The organism is Ruixingdingia sedimenti (genome assembly GCF_031432425.1).
GTDB classification, from domain to species: Bacteria; Pseudomonadota; Alphaproteobacteria; order Rhodobacterales; family Rhodobacteraceae; genus Ruixingdingia; species Ruixingdingia sedimenti.
The window spans coordinates 87287-110635 of record NZ_JAVKPH010000004.1; the positions used below are offsets into that span (position 1 = coordinate 87287).

At 70.6% G+C, this 23349-nt stretch carries 21 protein-coding genes; 17 read left to right on the forward strand and 4 right to left on the reverse strand.

What is annotated here, in order from left to right; genetic code table 11:
* Positions 1–31 precede the first annotated feature (31 nt).
* Positions 32–1291, reverse strand: a complete 1260-nt coding sequence (gene dprA / locus RGD00_RS05170) for a DNA-processing protein DprA (RefSeq protein ID WP_310456228.1) — start codon at positions 1289–1291, stop codon at positions 32–34.
* A 270-nt stretch (positions 1292–1561) separates the two neighbouring features.
* Here dprA and RGD00_RS05175 point away from each other — a divergent pair, with 270 nt between their 5' ends.
* The 12 genes from RGD00_RS05175 (at position 1562) to recN (ending at position 15295) form a co-directional block, all read left to right on the forward strand.
* On the forward strand, positions 1562–2725 hold the full coding sequence (locus RGD00_RS05175; protein WP_310456229.1) for a peptidoglycan glycosyltransferase FtsW: 1164 nt from the start codon (positions 1562–1564) through the stop codon (positions 2723–2725).
* Positions 2725–3816 carry a UDP-N-acetylglucosamine--N-acetylmuramyl-(pentapeptide) pyrophosphoryl-undecaprenol N-acetylglucosamine transferase gene (locus RGD00_RS05180; RefSeq protein WP_425603368.1) on the forward strand — a complete coding sequence of 364 codons (1092 nt, stop codon included), beginning with the start codon at positions 2725–2727 and terminating at the stop codon, positions 3814–3816. Before RGD00_RS05175 ends, RGD00_RS05180 begins: the two co-directional genes overlap by 1 nt.
* Positions 3813–5246, forward strand: coding sequence for a UDP-N-acetylmuramate--L-alanine ligase (gene murC / locus RGD00_RS05185; protein WP_310456231.1), 1434 nt, complete (start codon positions 3813–3815; stop codon positions 5244–5246). The genes RGD00_RS05180 and murC overlap by 4 nt, the downstream gene beginning before the upstream one ends.
* Positions 5243–5479: a DUF2484 family protein gene (locus tag RGD00_RS05190; protein ID WP_310456232.1), complete on the forward strand. Its 237-nt coding sequence runs from the start codon at positions 5243–5245 to the stop codon at positions 5477–5479. The genes murC and RGD00_RS05190 overlap by 4 nt, the downstream gene beginning before the upstream one ends.
* Positions 5480–5528: 49 nt before the next feature.
* Entirely contained in the window at positions 5529–6461 is a 933-nt protein-coding gene (gene murB, locus RGD00_RS05195; protein ID WP_310456233.1) for a UDP-N-acetylmuramate dehydrogenase, read from the forward strand.
* Positions 6462–6494: 33 nt separating this feature from the next.
* Entirely contained in the window at positions 6495–7418 is a 924-nt protein-coding gene (locus RGD00_RS05200) for a D-alanine--D-alanine ligase (protein WP_310456234.1), read from the forward strand.
* Positions 7406–8320, forward strand: coding sequence for a cell division protein FtsQ/DivIB (locus RGD00_RS05205; RefSeq protein ID WP_425603369.1), 915 nt, complete (start codon positions 7406–7408; stop codon positions 8318–8320). Before RGD00_RS05200 ends, RGD00_RS05205 begins: the two co-directional genes overlap by 13 nt.
* Positions 8317–9651 carry a cell division protein FtsA gene (ftsA, locus tag RGD00_RS05210; protein ID WP_310456235.1) on the forward strand — a complete coding sequence of 445 codons (1335 nt, stop codon included), beginning with the start codon at positions 8317–8319 and terminating at the stop codon, positions 9649–9651. Before RGD00_RS05205 ends, ftsA begins: the two co-directional genes overlap by 4 nt.
* A gap of 172 nt (positions 9652–9823) precedes the next feature.
* Complete coding sequence (ftsZ, locus tag RGD00_RS05215; protein ID WP_310456236.1) at positions 9824–11545, forward strand: cell division protein FtsZ; 1722 nt, start codon at positions 9824–9826, stop codon at positions 11543–11545.
* 183 nt (positions 11546–11728) lie between these two features.
* Entirely contained in the window at positions 11729–12643 is a 915-nt protein-coding gene (gene lpxC / locus RGD00_RS05220; RefSeq protein ID WP_310456237.1) for a UDP-3-O-acyl-N-acetylglucosamine deacetylase, read from the forward strand.
* Between the two features lie 129 nt (positions 12644–12772).
* Positions 12773–13615, forward strand: coding sequence for an outer membrane protein assembly factor BamD (locus RGD00_RS05225; protein ID WP_310456238.1), 843 nt, complete (start codon positions 12773–12775; stop codon positions 13613–13615).
* A gap of 30 nt (positions 13616–13645) precedes the next feature.
* Positions 13646–15295, forward strand: a complete 1650-nt coding sequence (gene recN / locus RGD00_RS05230; RefSeq protein WP_310456239.1) for a DNA repair protein RecN — start codon at positions 13646–13648, stop codon at positions 15293–15295.
* Between the two features lie 6 nt (positions 15296–15301).
* Here recN and tpiA read toward each other — a convergent pair whose 3' ends face one another.
* From tpiA to RGD00_RS05245, 3 genes are all read right to left on the reverse strand, one after another.
* Entirely contained in the window at positions 15302–16051 is a 750-nt protein-coding gene (tpiA, locus tag RGD00_RS05235; protein WP_310456240.1) for a triose-phosphate isomerase, read from the reverse strand.
* 251 nt (positions 16052–16302) lie between these two features.
* Positions 16303–16668, reverse strand: coding sequence for a HesB/IscA family protein (locus tag RGD00_RS05240; protein WP_310456241.1), 366 nt, complete (start codon positions 16666–16668; stop codon positions 16303–16305).
* A gap of 8 nt (positions 16669–16676) precedes the next feature.
* Positions 16677–17042, reverse strand: a complete 366-nt coding sequence (locus tag RGD00_RS05245) for an SUF system Fe-S cluster assembly protein (protein ID WP_310456242.1) — start codon at positions 17040–17042, stop codon at positions 16677–16679.
* 140 nt (positions 17043–17182) lie between these two features.
* Here RGD00_RS05245 and tgt point away from each other — a divergent pair, with 140 nt between their 5' ends.
* From tgt to RGD00_RS05270, 5 genes are all read left to right on the forward strand, one after another.
* Positions 17183–18313 (forward strand): tRNA guanosine(34) transglycosylase Tgt, encoded by a 1131-nt coding sequence (gene tgt / locus RGD00_RS05250; protein WP_310456243.1) that lies wholly within the window; start codon positions 17183–17185, stop codon positions 18311–18313.
* Positions 18314–18368: 55 nt separating this feature from the next.
* Positions 18369–18830, forward strand: a complete 462-nt coding sequence (locus RGD00_RS05255; RefSeq protein WP_310456244.1) for a GNAT family N-acetyltransferase — start codon at positions 18369–18371, stop codon at positions 18828–18830.
* Between the two features lie 301 nt (positions 18831–19131).
* Positions 19132–20313 carry an MFS transporter gene (locus RGD00_RS05260; RefSeq protein WP_310456245.1) on the forward strand — a complete coding sequence of 394 codons (1182 nt, stop codon included), beginning with the start codon at positions 19132–19134 and terminating at the stop codon, positions 20311–20313.
* 85 nt (positions 20314–20398) lie between these two features.
* Positions 20399–21421 (forward strand): aspartate-semialdehyde dehydrogenase, encoded by a 1023-nt coding sequence (locus RGD00_RS05265; protein ID WP_310456246.1) that lies wholly within the window; start codon positions 20399–20401, stop codon positions 21419–21421.
* 170 nt (positions 21422–21591) lie between these two features.
* Positions 21592–23208 (forward strand): DUF4139 domain-containing protein, encoded by a 1617-nt coding sequence (locus RGD00_RS05270; protein WP_310456247.1) that lies wholly within the window; start codon positions 21592–21594, stop codon positions 23206–23208.
* Positions 23209–23349 lie beyond the last annotated feature (141 nt).

Here is a 23349-nt window from a genome sequence, read left to right on the forward strand (position 1 = left end):
GGGGCACCATGTGCGAAAGGCCGGCCGAATGTCAATCTCGCGGCGCTGCGGCATGATCCTGGACCCGCGACAGAAGCCCGCCGGGCGCGCGTTCGATGGCGCCGTCAAGCTCCAGCATCACCAGTTCGGGGGCCACGGCGGCGGCGGGCAGGGCAAGATCGCGGATCAGTTGATCCTCTGCCAGGGGCGCCGCGCCGAGCCGGTCGAGGATCGCGCGGTGCAGCGCCGCGGTTTCCGCCGCGGGCCGCGGCGGGGGGCCGGGCGGCACCCCGGGGGCAGTCGTCCTGCGCCCCCGCAGCACCGCCCCCGCCACCTCCGCCAGATGGCCGAGCGGCCGGCGGGGTTCGGGCGCCGTCGCCATCGGGGCCGCCCCCCGGTTCGCCCGCGCCGCCGCCAGCGCGGGGCCGAGCGCCTCGATCACGTCCTCCGCACCGCGCACCAGCACCGCGCCCTCGCGGATCAGCCGGTTACAGCCCGCCGCGCGCGCATCCACCGGATGGCCCGGCACCGCCATCACCTCGCGCCCCTGGTCGAGCGCGTTCTTCGCCGTGATCAGGCTGCCCGACCGTTCCGCCGCCTCCACCACCACGACGCCGAGCGCGATGCCCGAAACGATGCGGTTGCGCTGCGGGAAATGGCGGGCCTGCGGTTCCAGCCCCATCGGCTGTTCGGAAATCCGCGCCCCGCGCGTGCCGATGGTGTGGGTCAGCGCGGTGTTTTCCAGCGGATAGACCACATCCACCCCGCCCGCCTGCACCGCCACCGTTCCGCCCGACAGCGCCGCCTCATGCGCCGCCGCGTCGATGCCGCGCGCAAGGCCGGAAACCACCGCGATCCCGGCCTCCGCCAGTTCCGCCGCCAGCCGCCGCGCCATGCGCAGCCCCAGGCTCGACGCATTCCGCGCCCCCACCAGCGCCACCATCGGCCGGTGCAACAGCGCCGCATCGCCGATCAGCCACAGCACCGGGGGCGCATCGGGCAGGTCGGCCAGATCGGGGGGGTAGTGGGGGCTGCCGAAACAGACCATCCGCGCGCCTGCCCGCCGCGCGGCGGCCATTTCGGCGCGCGCCACGCCTTCGGGGCAGGGGCTGTAATCCTTCACGCCCGCCGCCTGGGCGACGCGGGGCAGGGCCTCCAGCGCCGCGGCGGCGGAACCATGTTCCCCCAGAAGCCGGTGAAAGGTCGTCGGCCCCACGCGGGAGGAGCGAATGAGACGCAGCCACGACAGTCTGTCTTCTTCCGTGGTGGGTGGGGTGAAGGGTGTGGGGGAGAAGAACAAACCCTTTTCCATCGCAACCTCGCCTCATTCGCAGGTCCGACATTGCGCCACAGATCGTTACCAACCGGTTAACCGCAAAAAGAATCTTCGCCGGAACCGAAAAAAACCTCGCGGCTTCATCTTGCCCGAAATACTCCGGGGGTCCGGGGGCTGGCCCCCGGCGCGCCGCGCGCCACGCCCGCGCGTTTCCGCTGGCCTTGGGGCGGGATTGTGGTAAGGTCTGGCCCGGATCCGGGCAAACCCGGGCGATCGAGGCAGTACGAACAGTTCAGGCGGCATCCCATGACGGAAATGGTTCATGGCAGCCTTCCCCTGCGGGTGGGCGAGCCGATTCTTCCCCGCTGGTGGCGGACGATCGACAAATGGTCGCTGACGGCGATCCTGCTGCTGTTCGGCATCGGGCTCCTGCTCGGCCTCGCGGCCTCGGTCCCCTTGGCGCAAAGCAACAACCTGCCGCGGTTCTACTATGTGGAACGGCAGGCGGCCTTCGGGGGCTTGGCGCTGGCGGTGATGCTGGGCTGTTCGATGCTGACCCCGCGGCAGATCCGGCGGCTCGGCGTGCTGGCCTTCGCGCTCGGCTTCGCGGCGCTGGCGGCGCTGCCCTTCTTCGGCACCGATTTCGGCAAGGGCGCGGTGCGGTGGTTCTCCTTCGGCTTCGCCTCGGTCCAGCCGTCGGAATTCCTCAAGCCCGGCTTCATCATCCTGTCGGCCTGGCTGATCGCCGCCGCGCAGGAAATCAACGGGCCCCCGGGGCGGCGCATCTCGCTGGCCGTGACCGGTGCGGTGGTGGGGCTTCTGGTGCTGCAACCCGATTTCGGGCAGGCGGCGCTGGTGCTGTTTTCCTGGATGGTGATGTATTTCATCGCCGGTGCGCCGATGCTGCTGATCGGCCTGCTGGTGGGGGTCGCGTTCTTCGGCGGCTTCATCGCCTATGGCGCGAGCGAGCATTTCGCCCGCCGCATCAACGGGTTCCTGTCGCCCGACATCGACCCGCGCACGCAGATCGGCTATGCCACCAATGCGATCCAGCAGGGCGGCTTCTTCGGCACCGGCGTGGGCGAGGGGCAGGTGAAATGGCAACTGCCCGATGCGCATACCGATTTCATCATCGCGGTCGCGGCAGAGGAATACGGCCTGATCCTCGTGCTGGCGGTCATCCTGCTCTATGGCGTGGTCGTCGTGCGGTCCTTCCTGCGGCTGATCCGGGAACGCGACCCGTTCACCCGGCTGGCGGGGGCGGGGCTGGCCTGTGTGTTCGGGGTGCAGGCGATGATCAACATGGGGGTCGCGGTGCGGCTTCTGCCCGCCAAGGGGATGACGCTGCCCTTCGTCAGCTACGGCGGGTCGTCCGTCATCGCGGCGGGGATCACGGTGGGGGCGCTGCTGGCGCTGACCCGGACCCGGCCGCAGGGCGAGATCGGCGACATCTTCCGGCGGGGGCGGTGATGGCGCCGCTGCTGCTGATCGCGGCGGGGGGGACGGGGGGCCACATGTTTCCCGCGCAGGCGCTGGCGGAAACCATGATCGCCCGCGGCTGGCGGGTGAAGCTGTCGACGGATGCGCGCGGCGCGCGCTATGCCGGGGGGTTTCCGGCACAGGTGGCGGTGGAACGGGTATCCTCGGCCACCTTCGCGCGCGGGGGCGCGCTGGCGCGGCTGGCGGTGGGGCCGCGGATCGCGGGCGGGGTGATCGCGGCGGCGGTGCGGATGCTGCGCGACCGGCCCGCGGTGGTGGTGGGGTTCGGCGGCTATCCCTCGATCCCGGCGCTGGCGGCGGCCACGCTTCTGCGCCTGCCGCGGATGATCCATGAACAGAACGGCATCCTCGGCCGGGTGAACGCGGCCTTCGCGCGCCGGGTGCAGGCGGTGGCCTGCGGCAGCTGGCCCACCGCGCTGCCCGACAGCGTGACCGGCATCCACACCGGCAACCCGGTGCGCGCCGCCGTGCTGGAACGCGCGGGCGCGCCCTATATTCCGCCCGGCGACTATCCGATGAGCCTCCTGGTCATCGGCGGCAGCCAGGGCGCGCGGATCCTGTCGGATGTGGTGCCCGCCGCCGTGGCCGCGCTGCCTGAAGGGCTGCGCGCCAACCTGCGCGTCGCCCATCAGGCCCGCGACGAGGATGCGGACCGCGCCGCCGCCGCCTATGCCGCCGCCGGCATCCGGGCGGACATCGCGCCCTTCTTCACCGACATTCCCCGCCGCCTGTCGGAGGCGCAACTGGTGATTTCCCGCGCCGGGGCCTCGTCCATCGCCGACATCGCGGCCATCGGGCGGCCCGCGATCCTGATCCCCTATGCCGCCGCCGCCGCCGACCACCAGACCGCCAATGCCCGCGGGCTGGTGGGGGCCGAGGCCGCGGTGATGATCCCCGAAAAGCTGCTTGACCCGGCCACGCTCTGCGCGCAAATGGCGGCGATACTGGGCAACCCCGCCGCGGCCGCACGGATGGCCGGCAATGCGCTGACGCAAGGCAAGCCCGACGCGGCCGAACGGCTGGCCGCCCTGGTCGAAGAACTGGCAGGAGATACCGCATGAACGCAGCCGCCACGAAGCTGCCGCTGGAGCTTGGCCCGATCCATTTCGTCGGCATCGGCGGCATCGGCATGTCGGGCATCGCCGAGGTGCTGATGACGCTCGGCTATCGCGTGCAGGGGTCGGATTCGAAGGCGTCGAAGATCACCGACCGGCTGGTCGCGCTCGGCGCCGAGGTGTTCGAGGGCCAGCGGGCGGAAAACCTGGGCGAGGCGGCGGTGGTGGTGATTTCCTCGGCCATCAAGAAGGGCAACCCGGAACTGGAAGAGGCGCGGCGGCGCAAGCTGCCGGTGGTGCGCCGGGCAGAGATGCTGGCCGAACTGATGCGGCTGAAATCGAACATCGCCATCGCCGGAACGCATGGCAAGACCACCACGACCACTCTGGTTGCAACATTGCTGGACAAGGGCGGGTTCGACCCCACGGTCATCAACGGCGGCGTGATCCATGCCTACGGGTCGAACGCGCGGGCGGGGGCAGGGGAATGGATGGTGGTCGAGGCCGATGAATCCGACGGCAGCTTCAACCGCCTGCCCGCGACCATCGCCATCGTCACCAACATCGACCCCGAACATATGGAACACTGGGGCAGTTTCGACGCGCTGCGCCGGGGTTTCTTCGATTTCGTGTCGAACATCCCCTTCTACGGCGTGGCCGTCTGCTGCACCGACCACGCGGAGGTGCAGGCGCTGGTGGGCCGCGTCACCGACCGGCGCATCATCACCTTCGGCTTCAACGCGCAGGCCGATGTGCGCGGGGTGAACCTGCGGTTCGAAAACGGCAAGGCGCAGTTCGACGTGCTGCTTCAGAACGAAGGCGAAGGTTCGATAATCGAAGGCTGCACCCTGCCGATGCCGGGCGATCACAACGTGTCGAACGCCCTTTCGGCCATCGCCGTCGCCCGCCACCTGGGCATGAAGAAGGCCGAGATCCGCGAGGCGCTGGCCGGTTTCGCCGGGGTCAACCGCCGTTTCACCAAGGTGGGCGAGGTTCTGGGCGGCGTCACCGTGATCGACGACTACGGCCACCACCCGGTGGAAATCGCCGCCGTGCTGCGTGCGGCGCGGCAGGCCGTGTCGGGCAGCCCCGGCGCGCGCGTCATCGCGGTGCACCAGCCGCACCGCTATTCGCGGCTGAGCCATCTGTTCGAGGATTTCTGCGCCTGTTTCAACGAGGCCGATGTCGTCGCCATCGCCGAGGTCTATGCCGCGGGCGAGGATCCGATCCCGGGCGCATCGCGCGACGATCTGGTGGCGGGGCTGATCGCCCATGGCCACCGCCACGCCCGCGCGATCCTGTCCGAGGACGATCTGTCGCGGCTGGTGCGCGAACAGGCGCGGCCCGGCGACATCGTGGTCTGCCTCGGCGCGGGCACGATTTCGGCCTGGGCGCAGGCGTTGCCCGACCGGCTGGCGGAAAGGGACGCGGCGTGATCGTGGCGGGCCTTCCGGTCTGCTTCTGGCTGGGTGCGGCCTGGATTCTGGCGGCGGCGGCGGTGCCTTTCCTGCCTGAATCGCGCCGCCGTCAGGTGGCGCTGGTTCTGGCCGTGATCGCGGTGCCGCTGGCGGGGCTGATCACCTGGCGGCACGGGCCGGTCTGGGGCCTGGGCGGGCTGGTGGCGGCGACAATCGCGCTCGGCCTGCCTTTGCGCCATGCGCTGCGCTGAACCGCCCCTTGCGGTGCCCCGGGCGCGGGGCTAGTCACGGCCCATGTCCATGCCTGCGCCCCTTTCCCTTCCCGCCGTCCGCGGCAGCCTGACCCCGGGCCGCCTGTTGGCCGATCTCACCTGGCTGCGCGTCGGCGGCCCGGCGGACTGGCTGTTCCAGCCGGCGGACGAGGCCGACCTGTGCGCCTTCCTCGCCGCGCTGCCCGCGGGGGTGCCGGTGTTCCCGATGGGTGTCGGCTCGAACCTCATCGTGCGCGACGGGGGGCTGCGGGCGGTGGTGATCCGTCTGGGGCGGGCGTTTTCCGGGCTGACGATCGCGGATGGCCGCGTCACCGCCGGGGCGGCGATGCTGGACGCCCATGTCGCCCGCAAGGCGGCAGAGGCGGGGCTGGATCTGGCCTTCCTGCGCACCATCCCCGGGTCCATCGGCGGCGCGGTGCGGATGAACGCGGGCTGCTATGGGCAATATACCGCCGATCATCTGGTATCCGTCCGCGCCGCGGCAAGGGACGGGCGGATCGTCACGCTGACCCGCGATGACCTGAACCCCCGCTACCGCCAGACCGACCTGCCTGAAGGCTGGGTGCTGCTGGACGCGACCTTCGCCCCCCCGCCGGGCGACCCCGAGGATCTGGCCGCGCGCATGGCGGATCAACTCGCCCGCCGCGACGCCAGCCAGCCGGTGAAGGACCGCAGCGCCGGATCCACCTTCCGCAACCCGGCCGGGTTTTCCAGCACCGGCCGCGCCGACGACGTGCACGACCTCAAGGCATGGAAGCTGATCCAGGACGCGGGCATGCAGGGCGCGCGGCGGGGCGGGGCGCAGATGTCGGAAAAACACGCCAATTTCCTCATCAACACCGGCGGCGCCACGGCGGCCGATCTGGAAGGGCTTGGCGAGGAAGTACGAAAAAGGGTTTTGCACCACAGCGGTATTTCGCTAGAGTGGGAAATCATGCGCGTCGGAGAGACGCGCGACTAACGGGGCGGCAACAGCCCCGGCAAGAGGCAGATCATGGCGGGCGTGTCGGGCAAGGCATCCGCCAGAGTGGCAGTGTTGATGGGTGGCCCTTCGTCTGAACGCGAGGTGTCGCTGTCGTCCGGGCGTGGATGCGCCGCCGCTCTGCGCGAGGCGGGATATGAGGTGATCGAGGTCGATGCCGGCCCCGATCTGGCCGAACGCCTGCGTGCGATCGCCCCCGATGTGGCCTTCAACGCCCTTCATGGCCGGTGGGGCGAGGATGGCTGCGTGCAGGGCCTGCTGGAATGGCTGCGCATTCCCTATACGCATTCGGGCGTGCTGGCCTCGGCGCTCGCCATGGACAAGACCCGCGCGAAAGAGGTGCTGCGCGCCGCCGGCCTGCCGGTGGCGGCGGGGGTGATGGCGTCCGCGGCAGAGGTGCGCACCCGCCACGTCCTGCCGCCCCCCTATGTGGTCAAGCCGAACAACGAAGGGTCGTCGGTCGGCGTCTATATCGTGCATGACGCCGCGAACGCCCCCCCCGCGCTGTCCGCCGACATGCCCGACATGGTGATGGTCGAGGCCTATGCCCCGGGGCGCGAACTGACGGTGACGGTGATGGGCGACCGCGCGCTCTGCGTCACCGACATCGTGACCGAGGGCTGGTACGACTACGACGCCAAATACCGCCCCGGCGGATCGCACCATGTGCTGCCCGCCGACCTGCCGGCGGACATCACCGCCGCCTGTCTGGACATGGCGCTGCGCGCGCATCGCGCGCTTGGTTGCGGGGGGCTGTCGCGCACCGATTTCCGGTGGGACGCGCCGCGCGGGCTGGACGGGCTGGTGGTGCTGGAACTGAACACCCAGCCGGGGATGACGCCCACGTCGCTGTCGCCCGAACAGGCGGCGCATTGCGGCATCGGCTTTCCCGAACTGGTGCGCTGGATGGTGGAGGACGCGCGTTGCGACCGCTGAGGCAGACCCGGATAGAGCCCCCCCTGCGCCGCGATCCGGCCGCGCGCCGCGACCCCGCGCCCTCGCGGTGGGCCTACCGGATGCAGCGGCTGTGGCTGACGCCCTTGTTCCGCGTGCTGGTGCGGGTGGGTCTGCCGGCCTTCCTGATCGCCTTCTTCGGCGGCGTCTGGCTGGCCGATGCCGACCGGCGCGCCTCTTTCGCGGGCATGTTCACCGACATGCGCGACGCGATCCAGAGCCGGCCGGAGTTCATGGTGCGGCTGGTGGCCATCGAGGGCGCCTCGCCGGTGCTGGCCGAAAGCATCCGCCGCGCGCTGGCGCTCGACCTGCCGAAATCCTCGTTCGACATCGACATGGCGGCGGCGCATGCGCAGGTGACGGCCTTCGACGCCGTGAAGGCGGCGGATCTGCGCATCCAGCCGGGCGGGGTGTTGCAGGTCAACGTGACCGAACGCCTGCCCGCCGTGGTCTGGCGCAGCGCCGAGGGGCTGTGGCTGCTGGACGCCGAGGGCCACCGCGTCGCCGCGATCACCGCCCGCGCCCTGCGCGCCGACCTGCCGCTGATCACCGGGGAAGGGGCGGACCGGGCGGTGCCCGAGGCGCTGGCGCTGGTCGCCGCCGCGGGGCCCCTGCTGCCCCGCCTGCGCGGGCTGGTGCGGTTCGGCGAGCGGCGGTGGGACGTGGTGCTGGACCGCGACCAGCGCCTTCTGCTGCCCGCCGCCAACCCCGTGCGCGCGCTGGAACGCGCCATCGCGCTGGATCAGGCGCAGGGCCTGCTGGCGCGCGATCTTGTCGCCATCGACCTGCGCCATGCACAGCGCCCCACGCTGCGTCTGACCCCGCGCGCCGCCGCCGAACTGCGCGGCGCCCCCATGGAAGAGACCGGAAAGGCCCGCCTATGACAGACTTGTACCAGTCCCAACGCGCGATGCGCCAGATGCGCAAGGCGGCGATGCAGCGCGGCGTCGTCGCGGTGCTCGATGTCGGGTCGTCCAAGATCGCCTGCCTGATCCTGCGCTTCGACGGGCCCGAGCGCAGCCATGCAGAGGACGGCGTGGGCCCGATGGCCGGGCAGTCGCAGTTCCATGTCATCGGCCGGGCCATCACCCGGTCGCGCGGCGTGCGCTTCGGCGAGGTCGATGCGATGCACGAAACCGAACGCGCCATCCGCACCGTGCTGCAATCGGCGCAAAAGAACGCGGGCCAAAGGGTGGATCACGTCATCGCCTGCCTGTCGGGCGCGCGGCCGCGCAGCTATGGGCTGGCGGGCGAACACCATCTGGCCGACAGCGTGGTCACGGAACAGGACATCGCCCGCGTTCTGGCCGCCTGCGCCATGCCCGATCTGGGCGAGGGGCGCGAGGTGCTGCACGCCCATCCGGTCAACTTCGCGCTCGACCACCGTTCGGGCCTGTCGGACCCGCGCGGGCAGATCGGGCACCGGCTGACCTGCGACATGCACCTGCTGACGGTCGAGGCGACGGCGGTGGAATGCCTGCTGCATTGCCTCAAACGCTGCGATCTGGAGGTGGCGGGCATCGCCTCCTCGGCGTACGCCGCGGGGCTGGCGAGCCTGGTGGAGGATGAACAGGAACTCGGCGCCGCCTGCATCGACATGGGCGGCGGCGCGACCGGCATTTCCATCTTCATGAAGAAACACATGATCTTCGCCGACAGTGTGCGCATGGGCGGCGATCACGTGACCTCGGACATCGCCAAGGGCCTTCAGGTATCCGAAACCGTGGCCGAACGGATCAAGACCATCCACGGCGGCGTGCACGCCACCGGCATGGACGACCGCGAGCGGATCGAACTGGGCGGCGACAGCGGCGACTGGGAAAAGGACCGCCGGTCCATCAGCCGCACCGAACTGATCGGCATCATGCGTCCCCGCGTGGAAGAGATCCTCGAAGAGGTCCGCGTGCGGCTGGATGCGGCGGGGTTCGAACATCTTCCCAGCCAGCAGATCGTGCTGACGGGGGGGACGAGCCTCATTCCCGGGCTCGACGGGCTGGCGGCGCGGATCCTGGGCCAGCGGGTGCGGCTTGGGCGTCCGCTGCGGTTGCAGGGCCTGCCACAGGTGGCGACGGATGCGCCTTTCGCCAGCACGGTGGGGCTGTGCCTCTTTGCCGCGCATCCGCAGGACGAATGGTGGGATTTCGAGATCCCGGTGGAACGCTACCCGGCGCGGTCGCTCAAACGGGCCCTGCGCTGGTTCAAGGACAACTGGTAGACGCAATATCCGGTAGGTTCGGCGAAATACCGCTGGTGCGTTCACGGTTTCCGCAATATTTGGGGGCGTCTTGTGTTTTTTTCGTGACGCAATGCGCCTCTGTGGATAGAATCGGGCGTAACTTGGGGCCGAAACACAGGGCCGGGGCAACCAGAGGCAGGCGGACAGAGCAATGGCATTGAACTTCATCATGAATACCGGGTCCGACGATCTGAAACCCCGGATCACCGTTTTCGGCGTCGGCGGCGCGGGCGGCAACGCCGTCAACAACATGATCGACAAGCAGCTGGACGGGGTGGAGTTCGTCGTCGCCAACACCGATGCGCAGGCGTTGCAGCAAAGCCGCGCGGCGCACAAGGTGCAACTGGGCGTCAAAGTGACCGAAGGGCTCGGCGCGGGCGCCAAGCCGGAAATCGGCGCCGCCGCGGCCGAAGAGTCGATCGAGACCATCATCGACCATCTGGCCGGCGCGCATATGTGTTTCATCACCGCCGGCATGGGCGGCGGCACCGGCACCGGCGCCGCGCCGATCATCGCGCAGGCGGCACGCGAACTGGGTGTGCTGACCGTGGGCGTGGTCACGAAACCCTTCCAGTTCGAGGGCTCCAAACGCATGCGGCAGGCCGAAGAGGGCGTTGAATCGCTCCAGAAGGTCGTCGACACGCTGATCATCATCCCCAACCAGAACCTGTTCCGGCTGGCGAACGAACGCACCACCTTCACCGAAGCCTTCGCGATGGCCGACGACGTTCTGTATCAGGGCGTCAAGGGCGTGACCGACCTCATGGTGCGGCCGGGCCTCATCAACCTCGACTTCGCGGACGTGCGTTCGGTGATGGACGAGATGGGCAAGGCCATGATGGGCACCGGCGAGGCCGAGGGCGACGATCGCGCCAAGCAGGCCGCGCAGAAGGCCATCGCCAACCCGCTGCTGGATGAAATCAGCCTGCACGGCGCGCGCGGGGTGCTGATCAACATCACCGGCGGCTACGACCTGACCCTGTTCGAACTGGACGAGGCCGCGAACGAGATCCGCGAGAAGGTGGACCCCAACGCGAACATCATCGTCGGCTCGACGCTCGACACGGAAATGGAAGGCCGCATCCGGGTGTCGGTGGTGGCCACCGGGATCGACGTCGCGGCGTCCGCGTCGCCGGCCGAACCGCGCGCGGAACAGCGTCTGGCCGCCGCGGCCTCTGCCGTCCAGCGCCAGATGGCGCCCCCCGCGCCGCAGCCCCGCGTCGCGGCCCCCGCGCCGGTGCAGCAGCAGCCCGCGCCCGCACCGCAACCCGCGCCCCAGCCGGTGCAGCACCAACCGCAGGCCGCCGCCCCGCGCCCGGCCCCCGCGCCGCAGCCGCAGCCGGCGGACCTTTTCGCCGCGCACGATCCCCTTGCGCCGCTGGAAGAGGAATTCCTGCCCGAACTGATCGACGACCTGGACGCGGGCGACCTGCCGCCCCCCGCCTATCGCCCGCAGCCGCAGGCCGCCCACCAGCCCCGCCCTGTCCCGAACGCCGAGATCGAGCGCGAGGCCGCAGCCTTCGTCGCCCCGCAGCGCCGCCCCGCCGGCACCCCCTCGCCCGAGGCGATGGACCGGCTGCGCGCTGCCGTGAACAAGAACCCCGGCATGCGCCAGGGCACGCCCGCACCCGCGCAGCACGCGCCGCAGCACCAGCCCGCCGCCGCCCGCGGCGGCGTGGCAGAGGAACGCCCGCGCTTCGGGCTCGGCTCGCTCATCAACCGCATGGCGGGCCATATCGCGGAACCCGAACGGGGCGCCGCCCCGGCACCGGCCCCGCGCCACCAGCCGCCGGTAACGCAATACGACGACGAACAGGATCACGAACAAGACCGGATCGACGTTCCGGCCTTCCTCCGCCGTCAGGCGAACTGATCCCCGCGTTAACGTGGGTAAAGGCCGGGCTTGCCCGGCTTTTTTCTTTTCTGTCAAAGGGTTGCACCTTGCTGCCATCCCCCTGTTACACAGCGTTGCAATCTGTGAGTTGAGATATGGGCCCCGTGAAACTACCTCGTTCCTGCGGGTCCGGGGGGACCTGTCAGGTAAAGAGGTTCTGACGTGCAGAATACCTTGTCAGCAGCGGTCACATTCGAGGGGGTCGGCCTTCATTCCGGCGCCCCGGTGCGCATGACGGTGCATCCTGCGCCCGCCGATCACGGCATCCGCTTCGTCCGCACCGATCTCGGCGGGGCCGAGATCCCGGCGCGGTGGGATGTGGTGGTCCCGTCGAAGCTCTGCACCCTCGTCGGCGCGGCGGACGGGCCTTCGGTGTCCACCATCGAACATGTGATGGCCGCGCTTGCCGGCTGCGGCATCCACAACGCGCGCATCGCCATCGACGGGCCCGAGGTGCCGATCCTCGACGGCAGCGCCGAACCCTTCGTCAAGGGCTTCATCGAAACCGGCGTCGTGGGGCAGGGCGTGCCCGTCCGCGCGCTGCGCATCCTCGCCCCCGTCGAGGTGCGCGAGGGCGAGGCCTGGGCCCGCCTGGAACCCGCCGGCATGCTGGAAATCGACTTCCGCATCGACTTTGCCGACCGGGTGATCGGCCGGCAGGAAAAGCGGCTGAACATGTCCAACGGCGCCTTCGTGCGCGAACTGTCCGACAGCCGGACCTTCGTGCGCAACGCCGATGTCGAGGCGCTGCGCGCCAATGGCCTCGCCCTTGGCGGCACGCTGGAAAACGCCGTGGTGGTCGAGGGCGAACGGGTGCTGAGCCCGGGCGGCCTGCGCCATGCCGACGAACCCGTGCGCCACAAGATGCTGGACGCGCTTGGCGATCTGGCGCTGGCGGGGGGGCCGATCCTCGGCCGCTATACCGGCTCGCGCGCGGGCCATGCGCTGACCAACCGGCTGCTGCGGGCGCTGTTCGCGCAGCCCGGCGCCTGGGAATGGGTCGATTGCGGGTTTTCCACCGGCCGCAAACTGCCCGGCGCCGGCGTCACCCGCGCCGACCTGCGCGCCGCGGGCTGACCGCCCGCGCGAAAGGCGTTTTGCGCCCCGGATTTTTCTGTGCTAACGAAACGGCAGCAAAGGCGGTGCAGGCCCCGGCGGGGACCCAAGCCCCGCCGATCCGGGGCCGTAGGCAGGAGCAGGCAGGACATGACGGGCGGCAGGACAGCGGCGGGGCGGATCGGCATGGTGCTGGCGCTCGCCATTCTCGCGGGCTGTAGCACGCAGAAGGAACGCCAGGCCGCGCTGGAAACCCTGTCTGCCGAGGAAATCTACCAGCTTGGCGAGAACGCGCTGGAAACCCGCCCGCGGCGCGAGGATGCGTCGAACTATTTCGCCGAGGTCGAACGGCTCTATCCCTATTCTGCCTGGGCCAAGCGCGCGCTGATCATGCAGACCTATGCGCTGCACAAGCGCAAGGCCTATGAAGAGGCGCGCGGCGCGGCGCAACGTTTCCTCGACCTTTACCCGGGCGACGAGGACGCGGCCTATGCCCAGTATCTGCTGGCGATTTCATACTACGACCAGATCGAGGATGTGGGCCGCGACCAGGGCCTGACCTTCCAGGCGTTGCAGGCCCTGCGCGATGTGATCGAACGCTATCCCGACAGCGAATATGCGCGATCCGCGATCCTCAAGTTCGACCTCGCCTTCGACCATCTGGCCGGCAAGGAAATGGAGATCGGCCGCTATTACCTGCGGCGCGGCCATTACACCTCGGCGATCAACCGCTTCCGCATCGTGGTGCAGGAATTCCAGAGCACGACCCACACCGCCGAGGCGCTGCACCGGCTGGTCGAGGCGTATCTGGCGCTCGGCCTGACGGAAGAGGCGCGCACCGCCGCCGCGATCCTGGGCCACAACTACCGCTCCAGCCCGTTCTACGACGACAGCCACCGCCTGCTGACCGGGCGCGGCCTGTCGCCCGAGGCGGTGGGCGACAGCTGGCTGCGGCAGGTCTACCGGCAGACGCTGCGCGGCGAATGGCTGTGACCGGGGCGGGCCGCGCGACCGGGTGATGCCATGCTGCGCACGCTGAGCATCCGCGACATGCTGCTGATCGACCGGCTGGAACTCGACTTCCACCCCGGGCTCAACGTGCTGACCGGGGAAACCGGGGCGGGCAAGTCGATCCTGCTGGACTGTCTGGGATTCGTGCTCGGCTGGCGGGGCAGGGCGGATCTGGCGCGCGCGGGCGCCGCGCAGGGCGAGGTGACGGCCGTGTTCGACCTGCCCCCCGGCCATGCCGCCCGCGCGGTGCTGGCAGAAGCCGGGATCGAGGCCGAGGACGAATTGATCCTGCGCCGCATCGCCAGCGCCGAGGGGCGCAAGACCGCCTGGGTCAACGACCGCCGGGCGGGGGCAGAGGTGCTGCGCGCGCTGTCGGATGTGCTGGTGGAACTGCACGGCCAACAGGACGACCGCGGGTTGCTGAACCCCCGCGGCCATCGCGCGTTGCTGGATGCCTTTGCCGGGGCGGGCCCGGCGCTGGCCGCCACCCGCGCCGCCTGGCGCGCGCAATCCGCCGCCCGCGCCGCGCTGGCCGGGGCAGAGGCGCAGATCGCCGCCGCCCGCGCCGAAGAGGAATATCTGCGCCACGCGGTGGGCGAACTCGACAGGCTCGACCCGCAGCCGGGCGAGGAAGCAGCCCTCGACATCCGCCGCCGCCAGATGCAGGGCGCGGCGCGCATCCGCGAGGATGTGGCCCGGGCGGCGCAGGCGCTGTCGGATCAGGGGGCCGAGGCGCTGATGACCGATGCCCGCCGCTGGCTGGAAGGCGCCGCCGACCGCGCCGAGGGCGCGCTGGAGCCGCCGCTGGCCGCCCTGGGACGTGCACTTGTCGAACTTTCCGATGCGCAGGCGGGGGTGGAATCCGCCCTCGACTTGCTGGATTTCGACCCCGCCGCGCTGGAGGCCGCCGAGGAACGCCTGTTCGCCATCCGTGCCGCCGCGCGCAAGCATCAGGTCGCGCCCGACGATCTGGGCGGCTTTGCCGAGGGGCTGCGGGCGCGGCTGCGGGCGCTGGATGCGGGGGTCGAGGGGCTGGCGGATCTGGAACGCGACCTGAACCGCGCCGAGGCCGCCTATGCCGAGGCTGCCGCCGCCCTCACCGCGCTGCGGACAGAGGCGGCGGGGCGGCTGGATGCCGCGATGGCCGTCGAACTGCCGCCCCTGAAGCTCGACCGCGCGCGGTTCGAGACGGCGGTGAGCCCGGGCGAACCGGGGCCCGAGGGCGCGGATGCGGTGGCCTTCACCGTGGCCACCAACCCCGGCGCGCCCGCCGGGGCGCTGGACCGCATCGCCTCGGGGGGCGAGCTGTCGCGGTTCCTGCTGGCGCTGAAGGTCTGCCTGACGCAGGGCACCACCGGGCTGACGCTGATCTTCGACGAAATCGACCGCGGCGTGGGCGGGGCCACCGCCGATGCGGTGGGCCGGCGGCTGCGCGCGCTTGGCGACGGGGCGCAGGTGCTGGTGGTGACGCACAGCCCGCAGGTGGCCGCACTCGGCGCGCATCACTGGCGGGTGGAAAAGCGCGTGGCGGGCGAGGTCACGACCTCGACCGTGATCACGCTCGACGCACAGGCGCGGGTGGACGAGGTGGCGCGGATGATTTCCGGCGATACGGTGACAGAAGCCGCGCGCGAGGCCGCCCGCGCCCTGCTGGCGGGCTGACGCGCCTCAGGCCGCCGCCAGCGCCGCGATGATCGCCCCGAATTCGGCCGCCTTCAGCGAGGCGCCGCCCACCAGCGCGCCATCGACTTCCCGAAGTGCAAAGATCGCCGCCGCGTTGCCGGGCTTGACCGACCCGCCGTAAAGCAGCCGCACCGCCTGCGCCCCGGGGCCGAGCCGCCCCGCCAGATGCGCGCGCAGATGGGCGTGGACCTCGGCGATCTGGTCCGGCGTGGGCGTGCGGCCGCTGCCGATGGCCCAGACGGGCTCATAGGCCACCACCAGCCGCCCCGCCGGCAATCCGTCGGGGATCGCGCCCCGCGCCTGCCTGTCGATCACCGCCAGCGTTTCGCCCGCGTCCCTTTCGGCCGCGGTCTCGCCCAGGCAGATCACCGGCACCAGCCCCGCCGCCACCGCCGCACGCGCCTTGGCGGCGATCTGTGCATCGGACTCGCCATGATCGGCGCGGCGTTCGGAATGACCGAGGATCACATGGCTCGCCCCCGCCTCGGCCAGCATGGCGGCGGAAATGTCGCCGGTATGCGCGCCCGCGGGTTCGGCATGGCAATCCTGCCCGCCGATGGCGATCCGCCCGCCCGCCGCCTGCGCCATGCGGTGGATCAGCGTCGCCGGCGGGCAGATCAGCACCTCGGGCCCCGCGCCCTGGGCGGGCAGGGCGGCGATCAGCGCCGCGACCTCGGCCAGATCGGCCCCCGTGCCATGCATCTTCCAGTTTCCGGCGGCAAGCTTGCGGCGCATGCAGATCCCCTCTGTCAAACCGCGACAGGCATAGAGCATCGGCGCGCGAAGGGAAACCCGCCGGGGGGCATCGCGGGCGCAGAGCGCAGGGCCGGGGGCCAGCCCCCGGACCCCCGGAGTATTTTCGGCAAGATGAAGCCGCCCGCCTTCTTGACCTGAAGGCCGCCCGCATCTTCAGGCTGGCCCAAATATCCCGAGGATCCGGGGGCTGGCCCCCGGCCCTGTCCTCGCCACAGGCGAAACCGGCAGGGTCAGGCCCCCTCGCCCGCATCCTCGCGGAACTTGATCGATTCCCCGCAGCCGCAGCTTTCGACCACATTGGGGTTGCGGAAGCGGAAGCCCGCCTCGAGCATCGAGGTCTCGTAATCGATTTCGGTGCCGATCAGGAACATCTGCGCCATCGGCGCGATCAGCACCCGCGCGCCGTCCTGTTCCACCACCTCGTCGAGCGGGTTCACCTCGGACACATAGTCCATCGTGTATTCCATGCCCGCGCAGCCGCCCTTCTTGACGCCGATGCGCAGGCCCTCGGCCCCCTGGCGTTCCATCAGCCGGCGGATCTGGGTGATGGCGGCGGGGGTCAGGGTGACGGCCTGTCTTCCGGGAATGCCGAACATGGGGTGCCTCACATGAAGCCGAGTTCGAGTTTCGCCTCGTCCGACATCATGTCCATCCCCCAGGGCGGGTCGAAGGTCATGCGCACGTCGACCTGCTTGACGCCGGGCAGGGGCTCGACCGCATCGGCGACCCAGCCGGGCATCTCGCCCGCCACGGGACAGCCGGGGGCGGTCAGGGTCATGACGATCTCCACCGCGTTCTCGGGGCCGATCTCGATCGTGTAGACCAGTCCGAGGTCGAAGATGTTGACCGGGATTTCCGGGTCATAGACGGTGCGGCAGGCTTCGACGATGCTGTCGTAGAGCGGATGGTCGGTCGTGGACGGGCGGATGAGGGGCGCGCCCTCGACCGGATGGGTGGTCTCTGTGTGCATCTGCTGTCGTCCCGCTGTGTTCCTGACCGATTATATAGGAAACCCGCCCGCCGGGGTCCAGTGCCGCGGGGTCGCGCCATGAAGGCTTGGCATTTCCCGCGATTGGCCTATCAAGGCCGCCAAAGGCGCAGGGGGCGGGCATGACGGGAACTTTCGGCTTTCGGGTGCAGGCGGTGGACGGGCGCGCGCGCACCGGCGTGATCGAGACGCCGCGCGGCGCGATCCGCACGCCGGCCTTCATGCCGGTGGGCACGGCGGGCACCGTCAAGGCGATGCTGCCCGAATCGGTCCGCGCCACGGGGGCCGACATCCTTCTGGGCAACACCTATCACCTGATGCTGCGCCCCGGGGCCGAACGGATCGCGCGGTTGGGGGGCCTGCATCGTTTCATGAACTGGGACCGCCCGATCCTGACCGATTCGGGCGGGTTCCAGGTGATGAGCCTCGCCGCCCTGCGCAAGCTGACCGAGGAGGGGGTGCGGTTCGCGAGCCATATCGACGGTTCCAGACACCTGCTGACGCCCGAACGCAGCATGGAGATCCAGCGGCTTCTGGGCTCCGACATCGTGATGTGTTTCGACGAATGCCCCGCACTGCCCGCGACGGAAGGGGAGGTCGCGGCCTCGATGCGGCTGTCGATGCGGTGGGCGCAGCGTTCGCGCGACGCCTTCGGCGACCGGCCGGGGCATGCGCTGTTCGGGATCATGCAGGGCGGGGTAACGCCCGAACTGCGCGAGGAATCGGCGGCGGCGCTGCGCGCCATCGGCTTCGACGGCTATGCCGTGGGCGGGCTGGCGGTGGGCGAGGGGCAGGCGGCGATGTTCGGGGTGCTGGACTATGCGCCGGGTTTCCTGCCTGCGGACAAGCCGCGCTATCTGATGGGCGTGGGCAAGCCCGACGATATCGTGGGCGCGGTCGAACGCGGCATCGACATGATGGATTGCGTGCTGCCTTCGCGTTCGGGCCGCACCGGGCAGGCCTGGACGCGGCGGGGGCAGGTGAACATCAAGAACGCCCGCCACCAGGACGACCCCCGCCCGCTGGACGAACACTGCACCTGCCCGGCCTGCCGCAACTATTCGCGCGCCTATCTGCACCATGTGGTCCGGTCGGGCGAGATCATCGCCTCGATGCTGCTGACCTGGCACAACCTGCATTATTATCAGGAACTGATGGCCGGCCTGCGCGAGGCCGTCGCGGCGGGGCGGCTGGCGGGTTTCGTGGCCGATTTCCACGCCGCGCGGGCCGAGGGCGACATCGCGCCGCTATAGACGGATGCCGCGGGCGGGCTTGACCGCGCCCGCCGCCCCTGCCATCCCGGATGCCATGACCGCGATCGCCTTCCGCCCCGCCACGATCGACGACCTGCCCGCCATCGTCGCGCTGCTGGCCGATGACGGTCTGGGGCGGGGGCGCGAGGATGCGGGGATGCCGCTGAACCCCCGCTACCTTGCCGCCTTCGCCGCGATGGCGGCGGACCCCAACCAGATGCAGGTGGTTGCCGTGGCGGATGATGCGGTGGTGGGCACGATGCAACTGAGCTTCATCCCCGGCCTGTCGCGCCTCGGCGCCTGGCGGGGGCAGATCGAGGGCGTGCGCATCGCCGCCGGACAGCGCGGCGCGGGGCTGGGGCGGGCGATGTTCCTCTGGGCCATCGAACGGTGCCGCGAACGGGGCTGCGATCTGGTGCAACTGACCACCGACCGCAGCCGCGCCGATGCGCACCGGTTCTACGAGGGGCTCGGCTTCGAGGGCAGCCATCTGGGCTACAAGCTGCGGCTCGGCTGAGCGCGCAGGCCGCGGCGTGTTGCGCCTTCGCCCGGCGGCGGTGCGGGGGGAGAGGGCGGTGGCCTCCGGCGGGGATATTTATGGACAGAAAGTGAACAGGGCTCTCCTTCCCCGAGGGGGCGCAACGTCCGCCTTCAGGCTGGATCCAGATATCCCCGCCGGAGGCTCCTGCCCCTGGCACCGGGCCGGCGGCCGGGGGGCGCTGCCCGTGCCACAGGCCGGGCGCGATTGCGCGCGCCCCCTTGCATCGGCCCGGCGCCCCGGCCAAGGTCGCCCGGCGAGGGGGGGGCCGGGAGGGGTCATGCGCATCGGGATCGTCTGTCTGGTGCTCGGCTATGTGCTGAGCCAGTTCTATCGCGCCTTCCTGGCCGTTCTGGCCCCCGCGCTCGCCGCCGATCTGGGGACGACCGAGGCGGTGCTGGCCGATGCGGTGGGCATCTGGTTCCTGGCCTTCGCGGCGATGCAGATCCCGGTGGGATGGGCGCTCGACCGGGTGGGGCCGCGGCGGACGGCGGCGGTGTTGCTGGGATTTTGCAGCGGGGGCGGGGCGCTGCTTTTCGCCGCGGCGCAGGGGCCCGGCGCGATCCTGCTGGCGATGGCGCTGATCGGGATCGGCTGCGCGCCGGTGCTGATGTCGTCCTATTACATCTTCGCGCGCATGTACCGCCCGGCGGTTTTCGGCACGCTGGCGGGCGTGGTGATCGGGGTCGGCTCGCTCGGCAATCTCGGGGCGGCGCTGCCCCTGTCGCTGGCGGCCGAGGCCTTCGGCTGGCGTGGGACGGTGGCGGGGCTGGCGGTGGTGACGCTGGCGGTGGCGGCGGCGATCCTGGTTTTCGTGCAGGATCCGCCGCGCGTGGCGCCGAACCCGGCGGCCGGGTCGCTCGGGTCCGTGCTGCGCAACCCCGCGCTGTGGCTAATCCTGCTGATGATGCTGGTGGTCAATGTCCCGGGGTCGGGCATCCGCGGTCTCTGGATCGGGCCCTATTTCGCGCAGGTGCACGGGCTCGACAGCGCCGCGATCGGCATGGTGACGCTGGCGATGGGGCTGGCGATGGTGGCGGGCAGTTTCGCCTATGGGCCGCTCGACCGGCTGTTCCGCACGCGCAAGGGGGTGGTGCTGGCGGGCAACCTGCTGATGGTCGCCTGTCTGCTGGTGCTCTGGTATCACGCCGAGGCCGGGGTCTGGGCGGCGCTGGTGATGATCGCCGGGGTGGGGTTCTTCGGCATGTCCTTCCCGGTCATCATGTCGCACGGGCGCGCGCTGTTCCCGCCGCATCTGGTGGGGCGGGGGGTGACGCTGCTCAACCTCTTCGGCATCGGGGGGGTGGGGCTGTTCCAGATGGTGTCGGGCCGGGTGCATGCCGTGGCGCTGGCGGGCGGGGCGACGCCCGCGGCCGCCTATGGCGCGGTCTTCGGTTTCTTCGCGCTGGTGACGCTGGCGGGCTGCGCCGCCTATCTGTTCAGCGCCGACCGTACCGACTGATCCCGGGGGGGGGGCGGTACGATGCCCCTTTCCCCCCGCGCGCCTTTGCGCTATGCCCCCCCGGTCCGTGCTGAAGGAGGCCATGATGGGCTACAGGGTCGTCGTCGCGGGGGCCACGGGGAACGTGGGCCGCGAAATGCTGAACATCCTCGCAGAACGCGAGTTCCCGGTGGACGAGATCGCGGTGCTTGCATCGCGCCGCTCGATCGGCACCGAGGTGAGCTTTGGCGACAAGACCCTGAAGACCAAGGATATCGAGACCTTCGATTTCACCGGCTGGGACATCGCGCTGTTCGCCATCGGGTCGGGCCCGACCAAGGAATACGCGCCGCGCGCCGCCGCCGCGGGCTGTGTGGTGATCGACAACTCGTCGCTTTACCGCTATGACCCCGATGTGCCGCTGATCGTGCCCGAGGTGAATGCCGAGGCGATCCACGGCTATTCCAAGAAGAACATCATCGCCAACCCCAACTGTTCCACCGCGCAGATGGTGGTGGCGCTGAAGCCGATCCATGACCGGGCGAAGATCAAGCGGGTGGTGGTCTCGACCTATCAGTCCGTGTCCGGCACCGGCAAGGCGGCCATCGACGAGCTGTGGAACCAGACCAAGGGCCTTTATGTCCCCGGGCAGGAGGTCGCGCCCGAGGTCTATCCGAAACAGATCGCCTTCAACGTCATCCCCCATATCGACGTGTTCCTCGACAGCGGCGACACGAAGGAAGAATGGAAGATGGCGGCCGAGACGAAGAAGATCCTCGACCCCGCGATCAAGGTCACGGCCACCTGCGTGCGGGTGCCGGTGTTCGTCGGCCATTCGGAATCGATCAATATCGAGACCGAGGATTTCCTCGACTGGGAAGAGGCGACCGACATCCTGCGCGAGGCGCCGGGGATCCTCGTCGTCGACAAGCGCGAACCGGGCGGCTATGTCACCCCCATCGAATGCGTGGGCGAATATGCGACCTATGTCAGCCGCATCCGGCAGGACGCCACGATCGAGAACGGCCTGAACCTGTGGTGCGTCAGCGACAACCTGCGCAAGGGCGCGGCGCTGAACGCGGTGCAGATCGCCGAGGTTCTGGGCAACCGGGTGCTGAAAAAGGGCTGATCCCGCAAGGGGATGCTGAGGAAGGGCCGGGTTTTCCGGCCCTTTTTTCATGCCCGGCGCCGAAAATTTTTCGTCGAAAAAGTTTCTTCCCCCGCGGTGCGATCCCGGCGGCTTGCCAGCCCCGCATCCCCGGCCCTAGGCTGGCCCCGCCCGCAACCGGAGGTCCGCCCATGCGCCGCATCCTTGTCCTTGCCGCCGTACTGGCCCTGCCGCAGATGGCGCAGGCCGACCGTATCGCCGCCGCCAGTCGGGTGGTGGCGGTCACGCTCTATCCGCAGGGGGCAGAGGTCACGCGCGAGGTGCGCGCGCAGGTGCCGGCGGGCCGCCACAGCCTGCTGGTCAGCGACCTGCCCGCGGGCGTTCCTGCGCAGACGCTGCGGCTGGCGCCGGGCGAGGGGCTGGCGCTTGGCGGGCATGCCCTGCGCAGCGGGCGGCTCGCCCCCCGCGATCTGCCCGACAGCCCGGAACGGACCGCTGCCAAGGCGGGGCTGGAGGCGGCAGAGGCGGCCGAACGCACCGCCCGCACCGCGCTTGCCGCCGTCGAGGCGCGGGTGGAGGCGGCCGAGGCGCAGGTCGCCTTTCTGCGCGCCGCCAAGCCCGAGGCGGCGACGCCCGAGGCGCTGGCGGCGCTGACCGCCACGCTCGGCGAACAGATGCTCGCCGCCCGCAGTGCCGCGCTGGCCGCGGCGCCCGACCTGCACGCCGCCCGCACCGCGCTGGACAAGGCCGAACGCGCCAGTGCCGATGCCCGCGCGGCGCTCGACGCGCTGGCGCGGCCTGACGGCGATTATGCCACGCTCGACCTTGCCGTGACCGCTGCGCAGGCGGTGGAGGCGGTGCTGCGCGTCACCCATATGGTGCCCGATGCCGGCTGGCGGCCGGTCTATGACCTGCGGCTCGACCGCGCGGGGGCGGGGGCCTCGGTCACGCTCGACCGTGGCGCGCTGGTCTGGCAGGGCAGCGGCGAGGACTGGGCGGACGTCGCGCTGACGCTTTCCACCGCCCGGCCCGCCGAAGGGGCCGCGCCCGCCGACCTCTGGCCCGACCTGCGCCGCATCCGCCCCGAAGGCCGCCCCGCGGCCGATACCCGCCGCGGCGCCGGTGGTGCGATGATGGAGGCCGCGCCGATGCCCGCCCCCGCGCCCGAAATGGCCGCCATGCCCGTGCAGGACGGCGAGGTGCTGGTCTACCGTTATCCCGAACCCGCCGACCTGGCGACGGGGGTGGAGGATCTGCGCCTGTCGCTCGGCCCTCTGCCGCTGTCGGCGCGGATCGAGGCCCGCGCCGTGCCGCGCCATGATGCCACCGCCTTTCTGGTCGCCCATGTCACCAATACCAGCGACGAAATCATTCTGCCCGGCACGGCCTTCCTGTTGCGCGGGCCGGTGATGGTGGGGCAGCACGGCCTCGGCCTTCTGGCCCCGGGGATGGAGGCCGAGATCGCCTTCGGCCCCATCGACGGGCTGCGGCTGAAGCGCGAGATGCCGCAGCGGGCCGAGGGCGACCGGGGCCTTTTGTCGTCCTCGCGCGAACGCGAGGAGGTGGCGGTGATGACGGTGGAAAACCTGACGGACGAGGCATGGCCGGTGCGGCTGATCGACCAGGTGCCCTATTCGGAACAGGAGGACCTGAAGATCGCCTTCACCGCCGACCCCCCGCCCACGCAAACGGATGTGGAGGGAAGGCGCGGGATCCTCGCCTGGGATTTCGACCTCGCCCCGGGCGCAACGCGGCAGGTCCGGCTGGCGCACAGCCTGCGCTGGCCTGCGGGGATGGTGTTGGACTGAGGGGGATAACTGCCGCACCGCTCTGATTGGCGAAGGCGCGTGCCTTCGCCATATCCTGCGGTCGGAGCTGCCCCGGCCAGCGCCCGCCCCGCCCATGGCGGGCGCTTCTCGCCCGCCGGGGCAGGCGCTGGCCTACCCGTT